The organism is Streptomyces sp. NPDC045678 (genome assembly GCF_056432085.1).
On record NZ_JBWKJS010000008.1, the window covers coordinates 1 to 15,697 of the forward strand.

At 71.6% G+C, this 15,697-nt stretch carries 12 protein-coding genes and 1 pseudogene; all 13 read left to right on the top strand.

Annotated features, from left to right (window positions below):
• Nucleotides 1-636 (top strand): succinate dehydrogenase/fumarate reductase iron-sulfur subunit (locus tag AC07DO_RS26650; RefSeq protein WP_479063285.1); only part of this gene is annotated, 636 nt, incomplete at its 5' end.
• A gap of 205 nt (nucleotides 637-841) precedes the next feature.
• Nucleotides 842-2,386 (top strand): AMP-binding protein, encoded by a 1,545-nt coding sequence (locus tag AC07DO_RS26655; RefSeq protein WP_479063286.1) that lies wholly within the window; start codon nucleotides 842-844, stop codon nucleotides 2,384-2,386.
• 37 nt (nucleotides 2,387-2,423) lie between these two features.
• Nucleotides 2,424-3,122: an ABC transporter ATP-binding protein gene (locus tag AC07DO_RS26660; protein ID WP_479063287.1), complete on the top strand. Its 699-nt coding sequence runs from the start codon at nucleotides 2,424-2,426 to the stop codon at nucleotides 3,120-3,122.
• Nucleotides 3,122-5,635, top strand: a complete 2,514-nt coding sequence (locus AC07DO_RS26665) for an ABC transporter permease (protein WP_479063288.1) — start codon at nucleotides 3,122-3,124, stop codon at nucleotides 5,633-5,635. Before AC07DO_RS26660 ends, AC07DO_RS26665 begins: the two co-directional genes overlap by 1 nt.
• A 73-nt stretch (nucleotides 5,636-5,708) precedes the next feature.
• The gene (locus tag AC07DO_RS26670; RefSeq protein ID WP_479063289.1) at nucleotides 5,709-6,476 is read left to right on the top strand and encodes a class I fructose-bisphosphate aldolase; all 768 of its coding nucleotides are present in this window, start codon (nucleotides 5,709-5,711) and stop codon (nucleotides 6,474-6,476) included.
• A gap of 165 nt (nucleotides 6,477-6,641) precedes the next feature.
• On the top strand, nucleotides 6,642-7,772 hold the full coding sequence (locus tag AC07DO_RS26675; protein WP_479063290.1) for a 3-dehydroquinate synthase II domain-containing protein: 1,131 nt from the start codon (nucleotides 6,642-6,644) through the stop codon (nucleotides 7,770-7,772).
• Complete coding sequence (locus tag AC07DO_RS26680; protein WP_479063291.1) at nucleotides 7,762-8,733, top strand: UbiA family prenyltransferase; 972 nt, start codon at nucleotides 7,762-7,764, stop codon at nucleotides 8,731-8,733. The genes AC07DO_RS26675 and AC07DO_RS26680 overlap by 11 nt, the downstream gene beginning before the upstream one ends.
• Before the next feature lie 72 nt (nucleotides 8,734-8,805).
• Nucleotides 8,806-9,990 (top strand): acyl-CoA dehydrogenase family protein, encoded by a 1,185-nt coding sequence (locus AC07DO_RS26685; protein ID WP_479063292.1) that lies wholly within the window; start codon nucleotides 8,806-8,808, stop codon nucleotides 9,988-9,990.
• A complete protein-coding gene (locus AC07DO_RS26690; protein WP_479063293.1) occupies nucleotides 9,987-11,198 on the top strand; it encodes an SDR family oxidoreductase in 1,212 nt (403 codons plus the stop codon). Before AC07DO_RS26685 ends, AC07DO_RS26690 begins: the two co-directional genes overlap by 4 nt.
• Nucleotides 11,195-12,193, top strand: coding sequence for an NAD-dependent epimerase/dehydratase family protein (locus AC07DO_RS26695; RefSeq protein WP_479063294.1), 999 nt, complete (start codon nucleotides 11,195-11,197; stop codon nucleotides 12,191-12,193). The genes AC07DO_RS26690 and AC07DO_RS26695 overlap by 4 nt, the downstream gene beginning before the upstream one ends.
• Nucleotides 12,190-13,713, top strand: a complete 1,524-nt coding sequence (locus tag AC07DO_RS26700; RefSeq protein ID WP_479063295.1) for a PEP-utilizing enzyme — start codon at nucleotides 12,190-12,192, stop codon at nucleotides 13,711-13,713. The genes AC07DO_RS26695 and AC07DO_RS26700 overlap by 4 nt, the downstream gene beginning before the upstream one ends.
• Nucleotides 13,706-14,017 (top strand): acyl carrier protein, encoded by a 312-nt coding sequence (locus AC07DO_RS26705; RefSeq protein ID WP_479063296.1) that lies wholly within the window; start codon nucleotides 13,706-13,708, stop codon nucleotides 14,015-14,017. Before AC07DO_RS26700 ends, AC07DO_RS26705 begins: the two co-directional genes overlap by 8 nt.
• Nucleotides 14,017-15,237: pseudogene (locus tag AC07DO_RS26710) on the top strand (AMP-binding protein); the annotation flags it as partial. The gene AC07DO_RS26705 and the pseudogene AC07DO_RS26710, both read left to right, overlap by 1 nt.
• Between the last annotated feature and the right edge of the window lie 460 nt (nucleotides 15,238-15,697).

A 15,697-nucleotide genomic window follows, 5' to 3' on the forward strand; every position in this document is an offset into this window, starting at 1 on the left:
AACGAAGAACTCATCGTCAACGGCGAGGACCCCGTCGCCTTCGACCACGACTGCCGCGAGGGCATCTGCGGCGCCTGCTCCCTGGTCATCAACGGCGACGCGCACGGACCCGAGCGCACCACCACCTGCCAGCTGCACATGCGCTCCTTCCACGACGGCGACACCATCGACATCGAGCCCTGGCGCGCGGCGGCCTTCCCCGTCGTCAAGGACCTGGTCGTGGACCGCTCCTCCTTCGACCGGATCATCCAGTCCGGCGGCTACATCAGCGCCAACACCGGCTCCGCCCCCGAAGCCCACGCCGCACCCGTGCCCAAGCCGGACGCCGACTACGCCTTCGAGCACGCCGAGTGCATCGGCTGCGGCGCGTGCGTGGCGGCCTGCCCCAACGGCTCGGCGATGCTGTTCACCTCCGCCAAGGTCAACCACCTCAACGTCCTGCCCCAGGGCGCACCCGAACGCGAGACCCGCGTCCTGGACATGGTCGCCCAGATGGACGCCGAAGGCTTCGGCGGCTGCACCCTCACCGGCGAATGCGCCACCGCCTGCCCCAAGGGCATCCCCCTCTTCTCCATCACCGGCATGAACAAGGAATGGCTCCGCGCCACCCGCAAGGAGAAGAAGGCCGCTTCGTAGCGGGCAGTTCGAACCGAAGGACATCAGACGGGGCCGGGAACTCTCCCGGCCCCGTTCTTTTCTGTCCGGAGCCGTGTCCGCTCTCCGCCACCGGACGACCTCTTCATGATGATCGCTTGCCTCGCCCCCACCCGCCCGAAACGATGGAAGAACGATATTCCAGTGTCCTCTTTATCAGTGCCGACGTTGAGGAAGTCCGTGCGCCATGCGCTTTCCCCGCTCTTCTGACCTGTTGTTCGGCCAACTCGATTCCGCCGCCGCGGAGGTCACCCTTCCCTGGGGCACGGACCACGAGTCGGTCGCGGTCACCGTCAAGGACGGCGGGCTCGCCCTCTCCGAACTCGCCCAGGCATCGCGCCGGTTGGCACAGTCCGCCGCCGCCGCCGGGCTGAAGGAGGGTGACTGGTGCGTGGTGCGGCTCGACCAGCCGCTCGACATCGTGGTCGCGGTGGCCGGCCTCACGGCCGTGGGCGTGGTCCCGGTGCTGCTCAGCGCCAAGCTCGACGTGGCGTCGGCCGCCGCGGCCCTCGCGCCCGTCACCGTGCCGCTGCACCTGCTCATCGCCCAGCGGCGCACGGCGGAGATCCCCCGCCTCGCGCTCGCCGGCGGGATGAGCCTGGTGTGGGAGGACGTCGTGTCCGACCCGCACGCGGGCGCCGGGGACCAGGTGCCCCCGCACGGGGTCGAGCGCCCCGCGGACGCCCCGTACCTGGTCACACACACCTCGGGCACCACAGGGGTGCCCAAGCTCGCGGTGCACACCCGCAACAGCTTCTACCAGCAGTCCGTCGTGCAGGCCCGCATGCTGCGCACGGTGCGCCTGCGGGGCTACCTCGCGGCCGCCATCTCCCCCGTGCACGTACGCACCCTGTCCGGCCTGCTCAGCGCGTTGCGCCTCAGGCTCTCCGTCCTGCTGCTCGCCTCCGAGGAGCCCGACGCCGTGGCCGAGCAGCTGGAGCGCTGGCGTCCGCACTACCTGGAGACGCACCCCAACACGTTCGTCCGCTGGGAAGAGCTCGCCGACACCGGGGTGCTGTCCCCGGTCCGGCTGTTCCTCGGCACGTTCGACGCCATGCACCCCCCGACGATGGAGCGCCTGCTCGCGGGATCGCGCCGCAGAATGCCGCTCTTCGCCGAGGTCTACGCCCAGTCCGAACTCGGCCCCGTCGCCTTCAGAATGAAATGGAGACGGGGCGGCCGAAGAGAATCCGTCACCTCCGAACTGGCCGGCCACCGCGTCGGCAGGTCCCTCCCCGGATACAGCCGTATCCGAATAGTGGACGAGGCGGGCAATCCGCTGGGAGCGCACCAGCCGGGCCGCATTCAAGTGCGGTCCAAGGGATTCTTCGCCGGTTATCTGAACTTCCCGGAGAAATTCGAGGAGAACCGGGCGGACGACGGCTGGTGGGATTCCGGCGACTGGGGCGCCAAGTCCCGTTTCGGGAACCTCCGGCTGCTCGACCGCCAGGTGGAACGCCTGGACGGGGCGGCCAGCGGCATCGCCCTGGAGGACGTCCTGCTGGGCCGCCTCCCGGAGGCCGCGGAGGTCGTCGTCCTGGAGGCACACGGCGCGCTGGTGCCCGTCGTGGCCACCCGGACGGGGATAGCGGTGTCGTCACGGCGCTGGGCGGAGGCGGTCGACGGACTGCCCGAGCTGGCATCGCCGCGGCACGCGTCCTGGAGCGCACTGCCCAGGACCGCCACCGGCAAGGTCAGGCGCGAACTCCTGCGTCAGCAGCTGGGGTTCTAGAACGTGTTTTCACTGGTGTCTATAGAGATGGTTGGCCATGTTGGAGAAGAAAGTCGTGCTGCGCGCCAAGGACGTACGACGCGAGTTCACGAGTGGTGACACGGTGGTCGAGGCCCTCAAAGGGTGCAGTCTCGAGGTGAGTTCGGGCGAACTCGTCGCCATCGTGGGCAAGAGCGGCAGCGGCAAGTCGACCTTCGCCAACATCCTCTCCGGCCTCGACCGGCCCACCTCGGGGACCGTCACACTCATGGACCGCGATCTCGCGGAGCTCGACGAGACGGAAGCGGCCCGGATGCGGGCGCAGGAGATCGGCTTCGTCCTGCAGAAGGACAACCTCGTACCGTCGCTGACCATCGCGGAGAACGTCGCCGCCCCCCTCGTCATGGGCGGCATGAAGCTCAGCGCCGCGCTGGAGAAGGCCCGTCGCGCGCTCGACGAGGTCGGCCTCGGCCACCGGGCCGAGCAGTGGCCGGCCCAGGTGTCCGGCGGTGAGGCCCAGCGCGCGGCCGTCGCCCGCGCCTGTGTGAGCGAGCCCGCGATCGTCTTCGCCGACGAGCCCACGGGCGCCCTCGACGAGGAGAACGGCCGCCAGGTCCAGGAGATATTCCGCAAGCTCGTGCTCACCACGGGCGCCGCGGGCGTCATCATCACCCACGACCTCGACCTGGCCGCGGGCGCGGACGTGGTCGTCACGGTCGCCGACGGCGTCGTCGTCAGCACCGAGAGGAAAGCGTGATGGCGCTCGATCCCTACCGCCTCGTCTTCCGTTCGCTGGGCCGCAGTTGGCGGCAGCGGCCGACACGCATGGTGTCCGCCATCGCCGCGGGCATCGGCGGTGTCCTGCTGACGACGGCGATGCTCCTCGTCTCCTTCTCCGTCCTCGACGCCATCAAGGGCGCCTCCATCGGCGGCATCCGCGACGACGTGGTGGCCGTGGAGGCCAGGGCCCCCGGCGGCATCACCTCGGACGTCGCGGACCGGGCCGAGCAGCGGACCGGCGTCGAGGCCTCCCGCGTCTCGGTGATCAGCACCCGCGCCTCCCGGGCGGACCAGGACAGCGACCCGGTCATCGTCTTCGGCATCGACCAGCGCCTCGCCGACCTCACCGACAAGGACCTCGCGCGACAGATCGAGCGCACCGAACTCGGCGCGGGCGACGTCTTCCTGACCGAGGAGTGGGCCGACGACCACGGCCTGCGCAAGGGCGACAAGGTCTCCGTCACCTCGCCCGAGGGCGTGCAGAAGTGGCGGATCGCGGCCCTGCTCAAGGGCGACGTCGCCAACCGCGGCGCCGTGGTCATCGCACCGCAGCCGGCCGTCGCCACCGCGTTCGCCCGCGGCACCCACAGCGACGTCCTGCTCTTCGACACCAAGGGCAAGGACCGGGCGGACGTCGAGGCGAGCCTCGTCAAGGCCGTCGACGGCGCGGCGGACGTCAAGAAGCCGACGGAGGTGCTCTCCGGCTACAGCAAGACGTTCCGCACGTCGCTGACGATCCTCGGCATGTTCGCCGCCATCGCCGTCATCACGGCGGGCGTGGTGCTCTTCCTGACCTGGCGCCTCGCCCTCGACGACGCACGGACGACGCTGGCGCGGATGCGGCTCGTCGGCGTACGGACCCGTCATCTGACGTTCGGCTCCGCCGCCGTGATGGTGCCCCTCCTGCTCGGCACGTACGTCATCGGCGCGGGTCTCGGCATCTGGGTCGGGACCATGCTCAGCGCGTTCACCAAGCAGATCACGGACCTCACCCAGCAGGCCTTCACCCCGGGGCTGCCCTGGCAGTGGCCCGTCGTCGGATCGTTCGTCGCCGTCGTGGTGATGTTCGCCCTGGCGTGGCTGTCCGGCGTCCGCAGGTTCACGAAGATCACCGCCATCGAGGCGGTCACCGGACGTGACCAGGTCGCGCTGGTGCCGGGCGGCGTGCGCCGCCCCCTGCTCGGCGGGCTCGGCGCCGTGGCCGTGGGCGTGCTGCTCGTGGTCTTCGGCGGCGCCATGATCAAGTCCGTGAGCCTGCTGTTCCTGTTCATCGGCGCGGCACTGCTGAGCATGGCGCTGCCCGTCGTGATCGGCATGGTCATGCGCCGGGGAGAGCCCGGTCCGGTCCGGCTGGCGGCCGCCCGGCAGCTCCAGCTCGGCTGGCGGCGCAACGCCGCGCTCGCCATCACCTTCACCGTGGCGATCGTGGCCTCGCTGTCCATGGCCGGCGTCTCCAGCAGCATCAAGGACGAGGTCGCCGGGTCCGTGGAACGCTGGACCCGCGGCGAGCTCTACGTGCAGGCCGCCGAGGTGGGACACAACCTGCAGAACGAGAAGTTCCCGCTGTCCCTGGAGAAGGAGCTGCACGATGTCGACGGCGTGGCCGCCGTGACGTCGTTCACCTACTCGAGCGTGACCCACGACGGACGCAAGGTCCAGGTGTGGAACTGGGGCAAGGGCGACTCGGAGAAGCTCACCGACCTGAAGACCACCAAGGGCGACCCGGACTTCGTCCGCACGCTGAAGGACGACGAGATCGTGATCTCGTCGAACTTCGCCCGCACGCAGAAGCTCGACGTCGGCGACACGATGGACATGCCGCTGCCCTCGGGTCACCGCGAGGTGCGCGTGAAGTCGGTGCTGGACGACTCCGCGTCCGACGGCGGCATGATCGTCGCGGGCAGCGGCCTCTACCGTGAACTCACCGCCTCCCAGGGCGTCTACGAGTACTACATCGGCGTCAAGGACGGTGCCGACGTCGGCACGGTGCAGAAGGCCCTGGAGCGGAAGATCGGCGAGCGCTACCCCGAGGCGGTCGTGCTCGACCAGAAGGGGATGCGGGACGCCTTCGCGGGCATCACCGCCCGGCTCGTCAGCTCCTTCGAGGCCTTCGCCTACGTCATGTTCGTGCTGGCCGTCCTGGTGGGCGGGGCCACCCTCGCCTCCGGACTGGTGGAGCGGCAGCGGGCCCTGGGCCTGACCAGGCTCGCCGGCGCCACCCGCCGCATGATCAGCCGTCAGCTCGTCCTGGAATCGGTGGTCGTCGCGGCCGGCAGCTGGCTCGTGGCACTGCCGGTCGGCATCCTCGCCATCCCCGGGATGATCGACGCCCAGGCCGGCCAGAGCGGCCTGGTACCGCCGCTGAGCGTGCCTCTCGTGCTCAGCGTCATCAGCCTTCCGCTGGTGATCCTGTGCATGCTGCTCGCCCTCGCGCTCGGCAACCCCCGCCGCGCCAACCCGCCGTTGCGCGTCCTGCTCGCGCAGGAGTGACGACGGCTGCCCCATCCACGCGGGTGCTCCGCCGTCGCGGAGCACCCGCCCCCAGGAGAACGGAAGCAGCACAATGATCCATGGAAAAGAGCGCCGGATGCGGCGCCTGCTCGGAGCCGACGGCCGGTCCCTGCTGATCGCCGTCGACCACGCGCTGACGACGGGCGGAGCCGGTGGGCTCTCCCGGATGAGCGACGTCCTCGGCGCGGTGGTCGAGGGAGGAGCCGACGGCGTCGTCGTGCACCGCGGGTCCGCCGCCCACTCCATGCCGACGCAGCGCGGCACGGCCATGATCGTCCACCTCTCCGGCAACACCCGGCTGAGCCCCGGCGGCGAGCTGAAGACCCGGGTGTGCGACCCGGAGTCGGCGGTCGCGCTCGGTGCCGACGCGGTCTCCGTGCACGTCACCTTCGGCGGCGGCAGCCAGGAGGACCGGGCGGCCCTCGCCGACCTGGCCAAGGTGGCCGCCGACTGCGACCGGCTCGGGCTGCCCCTGCTCGTCATGACGTACGCGGCCGGGAACTACGAGACGGAGCCGCAGCGCGCCGAGGCCGTGATCCACGCCGGCCGCGCCGTCGCCGAACTGGGCGCGGACATCGTCAAGACCGCTCACCCGGGTGACGAGTTCATCGCCGAACTCGCGGCGTCCATCGAGGTTCCCGTGGTGATCGCGGGCGGCGAGGCGGAGGGCGGCTGGGAGTCGTACGTCGCCTCCGCCAAGGACGCCATCGGCCAGGGTGTGGCCGGACTCTGCGTGGGCCGCCGGGTGTTCGGCAGCCCCGACGTCGCCCAGGCGGTGGCGCGACTGCGTTCCGTCGTCCACGGCGAGCAGGCCTCCTGACCCGAGCCGCCCGCGAGCGCCCCGCCCTCCTCTCACATGTCACGCCTCTGATACCTCACGCCTCTGACACCCCACGCCTCTCACACCCCCTCCCCCCACAGCACTTCCCCTGTGCGACCCCTGTCCTTTCACAGTCGCTTTATTAGCAAAAAGGGAGATTTTTAGATGTCTTCGTCGCCGCAGACGGCGCTCTGGGTGGACGCCACCACCCTCACCCCGGGCGAGACGCCCGACGCCCTCGCCTACCTCCGCTCGTCCGCGGCCTCCTACCTGGTCGTACGCCACGACCAGCTGGCGGAGTGGCAGCCCATCGACCGTCTCCGGACGGCCCTGCTCGTCGGAGCCGGGGACGAGTCGCTCGCGGAGCAGATAGCCGCCGACGAGCGCATCCACATGGTCATCGCCCGCACCCCCGCCGACCTGCCGGTGGCCCGGGCCCTGGCCGGCTCGCGCGGCGTCGGGGCGCGCTGCGAGATCGTCGACGGCGACACGATGAACGAGGCCGCCGACCTCAGCGGCAAGGTCGACGTCGTCCTCGCCGTCTTCGCCGACGAGACCAACATCCCGCTGGAGCTGCTGCTCGCCAAGGCGCAGAGCACCAGGACCGACGTGGTCAAGCAGCTCCTCAACACGGCCGAGGCGCACACCGTGGCGGGCGTCCTCGAGTCGGGCCCGGCCGGGCTCATGGTCTCCGCGGAGCACCTCTCGGCCGTGGACCTGGTCACGCAGGTCGTCAAGGAGCACGGTCAGATCCGCAAGGACCTGGTCGAGCTGGAGGTCCTGCGCGCCGAGCCCATCGGCATGGGCCACCGCGGGTGCATCGACACGACGACCCTGTTCGGCGAGGACGAGGGGATGATCATCGGCTCCACGTCGTCCGGCGGCATCCTGGTCTGCGCCGAGGTGCACTACCTGCCCTACATGAAGCTCCGGCCGTTCCGCGTCAACGCGGGCGCCGTGCACTCGTACGTCTTCGGCGCCGAGGACACCGCGTACATCTCCGACCTCGAGGCCGGCGAGCGCGCGCACGCGGTGGCCGCCGACGGCACCTTCCGCGAGGTCGGCATCGGCCGGATCAAGACCGAGGTGCGTCCGCTGCGGCTGATCGAGGCCCGGCACGGCGACGTCACGGTCAACGTCATCCTCCAGGACGACTGGCACGTCCGCGTCATGGGCGGGGACGGCAAGCCCAAGAACCTGACGGACGTCACGCCGGGCAGCACCCTGCTGGGCCTCGTCACGGAGCCGGGACGCCACGTCGGCATCAAGGTGTCCGAGCACATCGATGAGCACTGAGGCCGACACGAGGGGCGCGCGGCGGCACCGGCCCGACCGGTCCGCCGGCTCCGTCGCACGGGCCTTCGTGCGGCTCTCCAAGGTCACCGTCTACCAGCACTTCTTCCCCTGGGCACTGGCCTTCGCGCTGCTGAGCGGGGAAGCGCTCGACCGGTCGGGCGCCGTGCAGGCCCTGGTGTGGTTCCTGGTCGCCTCCGCGGCGATCGTGGCCTGCACCTCCGCGGTGGACGACGTCATCGGGTACGGGAACGGCAGCGACGCCGCGAACTACCAGGAGGGCGACCTCGGCAGGGACATCCGGCGCAAGCCGTTGCTGAGCGGGGCGATCACGGTGCGGGAGGCCAAGGTGTTCGCCGCGGCCACCGCGGCCGTCGCCCTGGTCACCGGGGCCGCCGGATTCACGGCTCTGGGCTGGGACGTCCCGGTCGAGTCGGTGCTCGTCTTCGTCGCGGTGGCGGTCTGCTCCGTGCAGTACTCGGGCGGCTTCAAGTTCAGCTTCCGCACCGGTGGTTCGGAGACGATGCTCGGCCTGGTCACCGCGGGCGGGCTGATCTTCCCCTACGTGGCGCTGGAGCGCGCGTGGTCGACGGCCGCGGTGCTCGAGGCGCTGATCATGGGCCTGTGGCTGGTCATGGTCATCTCGTACTCCAACGTCAACGACAAGGAGGGCGATGCGGCCGTCGGCCGCAAGACCCTGGCGGTGGTGAGCGGCCCGCGCGTGTTCAAGGGCGCCATGGTGGCGTTCTTCGTCGCGGACGTCGCCCTGCTCGCGGCCCTCCTGGCCGTGCCGGCGATGCCCTGGTGGGGCGCGCTGACCCTGCTGCCCGCGGTGGCGCTCCACGCGTCCCAGCTCTGGTTCGGAGTGGGGCACGACAACTGGCTCAAGGCCCGGCTGTGCGGCTTCATCGCCTACGACCTGGGTTTCCTGGGGCTCCTCGCCCCGACGCTCGGCATGTCCTGACGTCGCAGTCCGGCACCCGGCACCTGTCCAACTCATCACTCGGTATGCCCGTTCCAAGGGTCTGGGGGAAACATGGCCGTCGACACCGACGCCACTCAAGTCCATCTGTCCGTACCGCTCGGCGACGCCGTCCGGGAGGCGCTCGCCGACGTCGAGGACGTGTCCGCGCTCAGCCGCTTCCCACGCGGCGTCCTGGAGAGGCTGGGCAAGCTCGGCGTGCTGCGCCGCCGCTGGCAGGGGCCCTTCCCCGGGGACGTCGTCTTCGGGGCCCGGCTCGCGGAGGAGGTCGCCCGGCACGCGCCGACCGGTGTCGCCGTCGGCGTGAGCCTGCACACGGAATCCGTCCTGTCGCTCCTGCACCGTTTCGCCGGTGACTCCGAGTACCTCGTCAACCTGCGCGAACAGGCCCTGGACGGCACGGCGATCGGGGCGCTCGCCGCCAGCGAGCCGACCGGCGGCAGCGACCTGTCCGCCATCAGGACCCTGGCCGTCCCGACCGAGAACGGCTGGTGCGTCAGGGGCAGCAAGAAGTACGTGTCCCTGGGCGCGGTGGGCGATTTCGTCATCGTGCTGTGCCGGATAGCGACGGCGGACGGCACCCCCACCGAGCGGCTGGCCACCGTGGTCGTGCCGCTGGACCGCGCGACCGTGATCCGTGAGCACGAGAAGCTCGGCACCCACGCGCTGGACACCGTCGCCGTCGAGTTCCGCGACGTCCACGTACCGGCCGACGCCATGCTCGGCAGGCCCGGCCTCGGACTCGCGAACGTCAGCTACGGCCTGAGCTTCGAGCGGCTCGCCGTCGGCGCGCAGGTCGTCGGCGCGGTGGGCCGGGCCCTCGCCCTGGCCGTCGAACACAGCGAGCGCCGCGTGCAGTTCGGCGCCCCGCTCCGCTCCCACCAGCACATCGAGTTCAAGCTCGCCGACGTGCTCGTGGAGCTCGAGGTCCTGCGGGCGGCGGTGCACGAGGTGGCCCGCCAGACGATGGACAGCCCGATGGGCCGCCCCCTGGTGGCCCGGGTGGCCGCGGTCAAGGTGCACGCGGCCCGCTCCGCCGAGCGCCTCGTCAGCGAGTGCATGCAGGTCTTCGGCGGCGCCGGATACCTCACCCAGGAGACACCGCTGGGCCAGATCTGGCGGGACATCCGCCTCGCCCGCATCGGCGGCGGCACCGACGAGATGATGCTCGCCCTGGTCGCCGGCGAACTGACCGGCTCCCCCGCCGAGTACGACGCCACCGTCAGGATCTCGGCATGACCGGGGCAGGAGGCACGGAACCTCAGTACGGGAACGGCTGGTCCTCGTACCCCGGCGGCCGGCCGGCCGGGCCCCCCGGGACGCGCGGCCTGCGGATCCTGGTGGCGGGGCTCACCGGACAGGTGGGCCAGGGCCTCCTCGAGGCATGCGGGGACGCCGGCGAGGACGCGCCGGAAGTGATCGCCCTGGTGCGGCGCCGCCCCCGGGCCGCGCAGGTCTTCGGGCCCGCGGTGACCCAGCAGGTGGTCGGCGACGTGTGCGCCGCCGGGTGGGGGATCGGCGGCGCCGATCTCGAGGCCCTCGGCCGGATCGACGCGGTGATCGACCTGGCCGGGGCGACGGACTGGACGGCGAGCCACGCCACGCTGGACCGCGTCAACGTCCTCGGCGCCTCGCACGGCCTGGAGCTCGCCCGGCTCCTGTCCGAACGGCTCGGCGCCACGGTCCCCTACCTCTACGCGAGTTCGGTCTTCGTCGCGGGCCTGACCGAAGGCGTCGTCACCGAGGACCTGTTGACGCCGGAGGCCGACCGCACGCCGTACGAGCTCAGCAAGTGGACCGCCGAGCGGGCCCTGATGACCCGCGCCCGCCGCTCCGGCCAGCCGCTCTTCGTGGCGCGCATCGGCGGCGTCGTCGGCAACTCGCGCACCGGGCGCACCACCCGGCGCAGCTCGCTCTACCAGCTCGTCTCCCGGCGCGACGAGGACAAGGCCCTGCGGGTGCTGCCCGCACAACGCGGCGCCCGGGTCGACACCCTGCCGCGCGACGTGATCGGCGAGAGCCTGCTGCGCGTCCTCGGGCACGGCAGGACCACGGACTTCGCCGCCTGGCGCGCCGGGGTCATCGCCCAGGTCGCCGCGGGCGAGCGGGCTCCGACGCTCGCGGCGATCCTCGCCCAGCTGGAATCCGTGGACGAGGGATCGCGGTACCACGTGCCGCGGCTCGTCCCGGTCTCGCACCGGACGCTGGGGACGGTGACCCGGGCGGGCACCCGCTACGTGCGCTGGAGCAGGCAGGCCGGCAACCGGCTGCACGGACTGCGCTACACCTCGGTCAACCGGATCTTCGAGCGCAACCGGCTCGCCGGGCTGACCGGCGGCTGGCTGCCCGCCGTGCCGCTGGAGACGGTGCTGCGCGTCACCTTCGACCTCGCGGAGCGGCCGGTCGCCGCTCCCACCGCAGAGCTGCCCCTCGGGAGGTTCCAGTGAAGGTCCTCGTAGCGGGAGCCGGTGGCTACCTCGGCTACTGGGTGACCCGGCTGCTCACGGAGTCCGGCGCCGACGTCGTCGAGCTGAACCGCCGCGGTGTGGCACACCACGGGCAGGCCCTCGCCGGTGACGTCACCTCGGCGAAGCTGGGGCTCGGCCCCGAAGCGCTGGAGAAGCTGGCCGACGTCGAGGCCGTGGTCTCCTGTTTCGGCTCCGTGGACTGGGAAGCGGACCCCGCCTCCCTCGTCAACCTGCACGTCAGCGGCGTGCGCAACGTCCTCAACACGGCGGCGGCCCTGCCGTCCGTGCGCCGGGTGGTCCACACGTCGTCGCTCCTCGCCCTCGGCCGCGCCGAGGGGACGGTCGGCAACCGGGAGCTCTCGGTCGGGCAGACGTTCCGCAACTGGTACGAGTACGCCAAGTACCGCGCGGAGGCGGTGGCCCGGCGCGAACAGCGCGTCCCGGTGAGCATCGTGCGGTTCGGGCCGCTGCTCGGCCCGGCCCCGGCCGATCTGGTGCCGCTGACCGGCGGGCCGCTGCAGGCCCTGCCCCAGCTGCTCCAGGGCATGCCCCTGCTGCTCGAGCACTCCGGCCGGTTCCCCGTGTACGCGGGTGACGTGGCCGTGGCCGGGCAGGTGATCGCGGATCTCGTCCGCGCCGAGGACGCGCCCGCGGTCTGCACGTACTACGACCCGGCCCGGCCGACGCTCGCCCGGATCCTGCACGAGCTCTGCCAGCCGTACGGAACCCTGCCCCGGATCGTCCAGGGCGGCCGGCGCGCACGGGTCGCCCAGCGGTTCGCCGCGAGCAGGCTCGGGCTCGCCAAGGAGAGCCTGGAGTACACCGCTCCGCTGCCGGACCTCGACCCCGACGTCCTGGCCGCGCTGCCCCGGCCGGTACGAGCCGAACGCCCCGGATACATCGCGGAGACCGCCGAAGTCCTGCGCGACGCGCGGCGCGTGTTGTCCTCTGTGACGGAAGTGAGCACGTCATGACTGCTGTTGCCCCTGTGGCCTCCGAAGACGGCACCGAGGAGAGAGGGCAGGCCCCGTTCAGCCGGGTCGACACGAGCGTCCATCCCACGCTGCGCGTCTACTCCGCGGGCAACTTCGGCGAGGTGGCGCCCGAGCGTCTTTCCCCGATGTCCTGGTCGCTTGTGGGGCGGCCGATGGAGCTCGGCACGCGCCGGTTCATCGGCCGGGTCCTCGGCAAGCCGCGCTGGACGACCGGTTCGACGTACATCTTCACGGGCTATCTGGGCCTGCGGCCGTACCACAACCTGACGGCGTACTGCCATGTCGCCGACGAGGTGGCGCTGACCGAGCCCGAGGACGTCACCGAGGCGTACTTCGAAGGCGTCACGCCCCCGCCGCCCAGCGACGTAGAGCGCGTCATGGGCTGGCGGAAGGTCATGGTCGGCCCGCGCATGCTCAACGAGCTGCTCAGGCTGCGCACCCGCAACGCCAAGCTGGAACAGCAGGTGTTCGCGTTCGAGCAGGACGTGCGCGAGGCCCGCGAGAACGGCATCGACTGGCGGCTCGGCGAGTTCGCGGTCCGCGGCAAGAAGCTGCTGGAGATCGCCTGGGAGGTGCACATCACGTGCACCTCGGGCGCGGTGGCGGCGGAGGTGATCCGCCGCAAGGTGACCGACCGTCTTGTGCCGCAGGCCTCGTCGGTGGCCGGCTGGCTGCGTGAGCCGTCCGAGCTGCCGTGGAACCGTCTGTTCGGCATGACGGGCATGCAGAGCGGCCCCTCCGACTTCCTGGAGAAGGTATTCTACGAGGTCGCCGACGACCACCTGCCCTGGGCGGACTACGCGATCCGGCCCATGGCCAAGCCCGCGGAGGGCGGCGAGAGCGTCTCGGACGTCAGTCCGCGCGAGGCCCTGATCGGCATGAAGTCCGCCCTGCGCGGCCGGGCGGTGGACGCCTCGGTGCTGTTCCTCGGCGACATGATGTCCGTCAGGGAGCAGAGCAAGTCCCTCGCGATGCGGCTGCTGCACGTCCATCGCACGCTCGCCCGCGAGCTGGCCAGGGCGCGCGGCGTCGCCGACGCGGACTGGCCGTACCTGTCGATGGACGAACTCGCCGGGGCCGCGGTGCCGGGCCCGGCCGAGGTCGAGGAGCGGCGCGAGTCGTGCGCGGAGGCGCTCGCGCTGGCCATGCCCGACTACCTCGACCTGCGCCCCGGCGCCTCGTCCGCGACGGCCCCCAAGCGGCGCCCGGCGGGCGTGTCCCCGGGTGTCTGCGAGGGACCGGTCATCGGCATCGAGGACATGCCGACGGAGGAGGGCGCCGTCCTCGTCTGTGAGAGCGCCGACGCCAACATCATGCCCATCCTGCCCTTTGTCGGTGCCGTGGTGACGGCCCGCGGCAGTCAGTACTCGCACGTGGCCATCCTCTGCCGGGAGATGGGGGTGCCCGCTGTGGTCTCGCACCCGCTGGCCACCCAGCTCACGCCGGGGCGCCGCGTGCACGTGAACGGTGATACGGGAGAAGTGAGGACCCTTGACTGAGAACACTGTGACCCAGACCGCGAAGGACCGGCTGAGCACCGAGGCGGTCGTACGCACCCTCGAGGACGCGGTGGCCGTGGACCGGCCCCGCCGGGACCTGCGGCTCACCGACTCCATCAGCCAGGACATCCGGCTCGACTCGCTGGCGCTCCTGGAGGTGCTCACCCGGGTCGAGGAGGCCTTCGACATCGAGCTGATCGACGCCCCCGAGATCTACTCGGCCGCCACGGTCGGTGAGCTCGTCGCCGTGGTCCAGGCACGGGCCGCGCAGCCGGAGACCGCACCGACGCCGGAGACGCCCTGATGCGCGACCTGACGAGCTGGCTGCTCGAACCACGCCCCGACGCGGGCATCAACTACTACGACGGAAAGCGCTGGGCCCGCACCCCCTACCCCGAGTTCGCCCGGGAGGTGCTGGCGAGCGCCGCCGTCCTGCGGGCCAACGGCCTGGGCGCCGACGACCGGATAGCCCTGGTCCTTCGCTCGGGGCCCGCGTTCGCCCGGTACTTCTTCGCGGCCATCGCCATCGGGGCGACGCCGACCCCGCTGGCCCCCGAGGGCTACCAGGGCCCGATGGACTACGCGACGTTCGCGGCGCAGCGCTTCGAGGCGCTGCGCCCCACGGGCGTCGTCAGCGAGGGCGGCGCCCTCGCGCTGCTCGCCGGCCTGCCCGCCCCCGAGGACGGCACGCGTCCGGTCCTCGTGGACGCCGCCGCGCCCCTGCCTGCCGACGGCGACCGCACCCGGGCCGTCCTCGCCAAGGACGACCTGGCGCTCATCCAGTTCACCTCGGGCTCCTCGAGCGCGCCGCGCGGTGTGACGCTGACCAGCGAGGCGGTGCTCTCCCAGGTCGACCTGTTGCAGGACAAGTACGCCATCGACGACGACTGCGTCTTCGGGTCCTGGCTCCCCGTCCACCACGACATGGGTCTCATCGGCCTGTTCGTCACCCCGATCGTGCTCGGCTGCGAGCTCTGGCTCATGCGGCCCGAGCACTTCGTGCGCAGCCCGCTGGAATGGCTGCGCATCTTCGGCGAGCACCGGGGCACCCATGCGGCCATCCCCAACTTCGCGCTGGACCGCGTGCTGCGGCGGGTGAAGCCGGAGCACCTCCAGGGCATGGACTTCTCCCGGTGGAAGTCGCTCATCGTCGGCTCCGACCGGGTCAGCATGCCGATGCTCGGTGGGTTCCACGCGCTGCTCTCGCCGTTCGGTCTGCCCGCCCACGGCCTCTCGCCGTCGTACGGGATGGCCGAGGCCACGCTCGCCGTCTCCGGCGTCGGCGTCGGCGAGGAGCCGCACGAACTCCTGGTCCGCTCCCCCGAGTTCAGTCCGGGGCACCCGGTGGACATCGTGGAGCGCCGGATGCTCACCGACACCCGGCCGCGCCCGGAGGGGCTGCACAGCATCGTGTCGTGCGGCACCGAACTGCTCGGGGCCGACCTGACCGTCACCGGCGAGGACGGCCGCGGTCTGCCCGACGGGCACGTCGGTGAGCTGCTCGTGCGCTCCCCCGCCCTGTCCCGGGGGTACTTCGGCGCGCCGCCGGAGGACGAGCGGTTCACCACGGGCGGTTACCGCACCGGAGACCTCGGCTTCCGCCACGAGGACGAGATCTACGTCCTCGGCCGGCTGGGCGACTCCGTCAAGGTGAACGGCCGGTACGTGACCGCGGAGGACGTGGAGCTGGCCCTCAGCCGGGCGTTCGGCCTGCCCCAGGACAAGATCACGGTGGTCCTGAACTCGCAGAGCGGCGTCCCCGTCACCCTGACGACGGTGCAGCGCCGCGCGGCGGACGTGGACGAGGAGCGGTTCGCCGACGTCCTCGAACCGTTCGGTCTCGGCGCCGGCCGGTCGCTGCTCCTGCACGTGGGCGCACTCGCCGTCCCGCGCACCACCAGCGGCAAGCCCCAACGCGGCCTGATGTGGCGGACGTTCGCATCCGGCGAGATGACGGGCACGGTCCTGTTCCGGGGCGCCGACT

What these genes read in the sequence shown, in the direction of transcription:
- AC07DO_RS26675 (WP_479063290.1), top strand. Translation starts at nt 6,642, where the DNA reads ATGTCTTCGTCGCCGCAGACGGCGCTCTGGGTGGACGCCACCACCCTC.
- AC07DO_RS26685 (WP_479063292.1), top strand. Translation starts at nt 8,806, where the DNA reads ATGGCCGTCGACACCGACGCCACTCAAGTCCATCTGTCCGTACCGCTC.
- AC07DO_RS26680 (WP_479063291.1), top strand. Translation starts at nt 7,762, where the DNA reads ATGAGCACTGAGGCCGACACGAGGGGCGCGCGGCGGCACCGGCCCGAC.
- AC07DO_RS26655 (WP_479063286.1), top strand. Translation starts at nt 842, where the DNA reads ATGCGCTTTCCCCGCTCTTCTGACCTGTTGTTCGGCCAACTCGATTCC.
- AC07DO_RS26670 (WP_479063289.1), top strand. Translation starts at nt 5,709, where the DNA reads ATGATCCATGGAAAAGAGCGCCGGATGCGGCGCCTGCTCGGAGCCGAC.
- AC07DO_RS26665 (WP_479063288.1), top strand. Translation starts at nt 3,122, where the DNA reads ATGGCGCTCGATCCCTACCGCCTCGTCTTCCGTTCGCTGGGCCGCAGT.
- AC07DO_RS26660 (WP_479063287.1), top strand. Translation starts at nt 2,424, where the DNA reads ATGTTGGAGAAGAAAGTCGTGCTGCGCGCCAAGGACGTACGACGCGAG.
- AC07DO_RS26690 (WP_479063293.1), top strand. Translation starts at nt 9,987, where the DNA reads ATGACCGGGGCAGGAGGCACGGAACCTCAGTACGGGAACGGCTGGTCC.
- AC07DO_RS26700 (WP_479063295.1), top strand. Translation starts at nt 12,190, where the DNA reads ATGACTGCTGTTGCCCCTGTGGCCTCCGAAGACGGCACCGAGGAGAGA.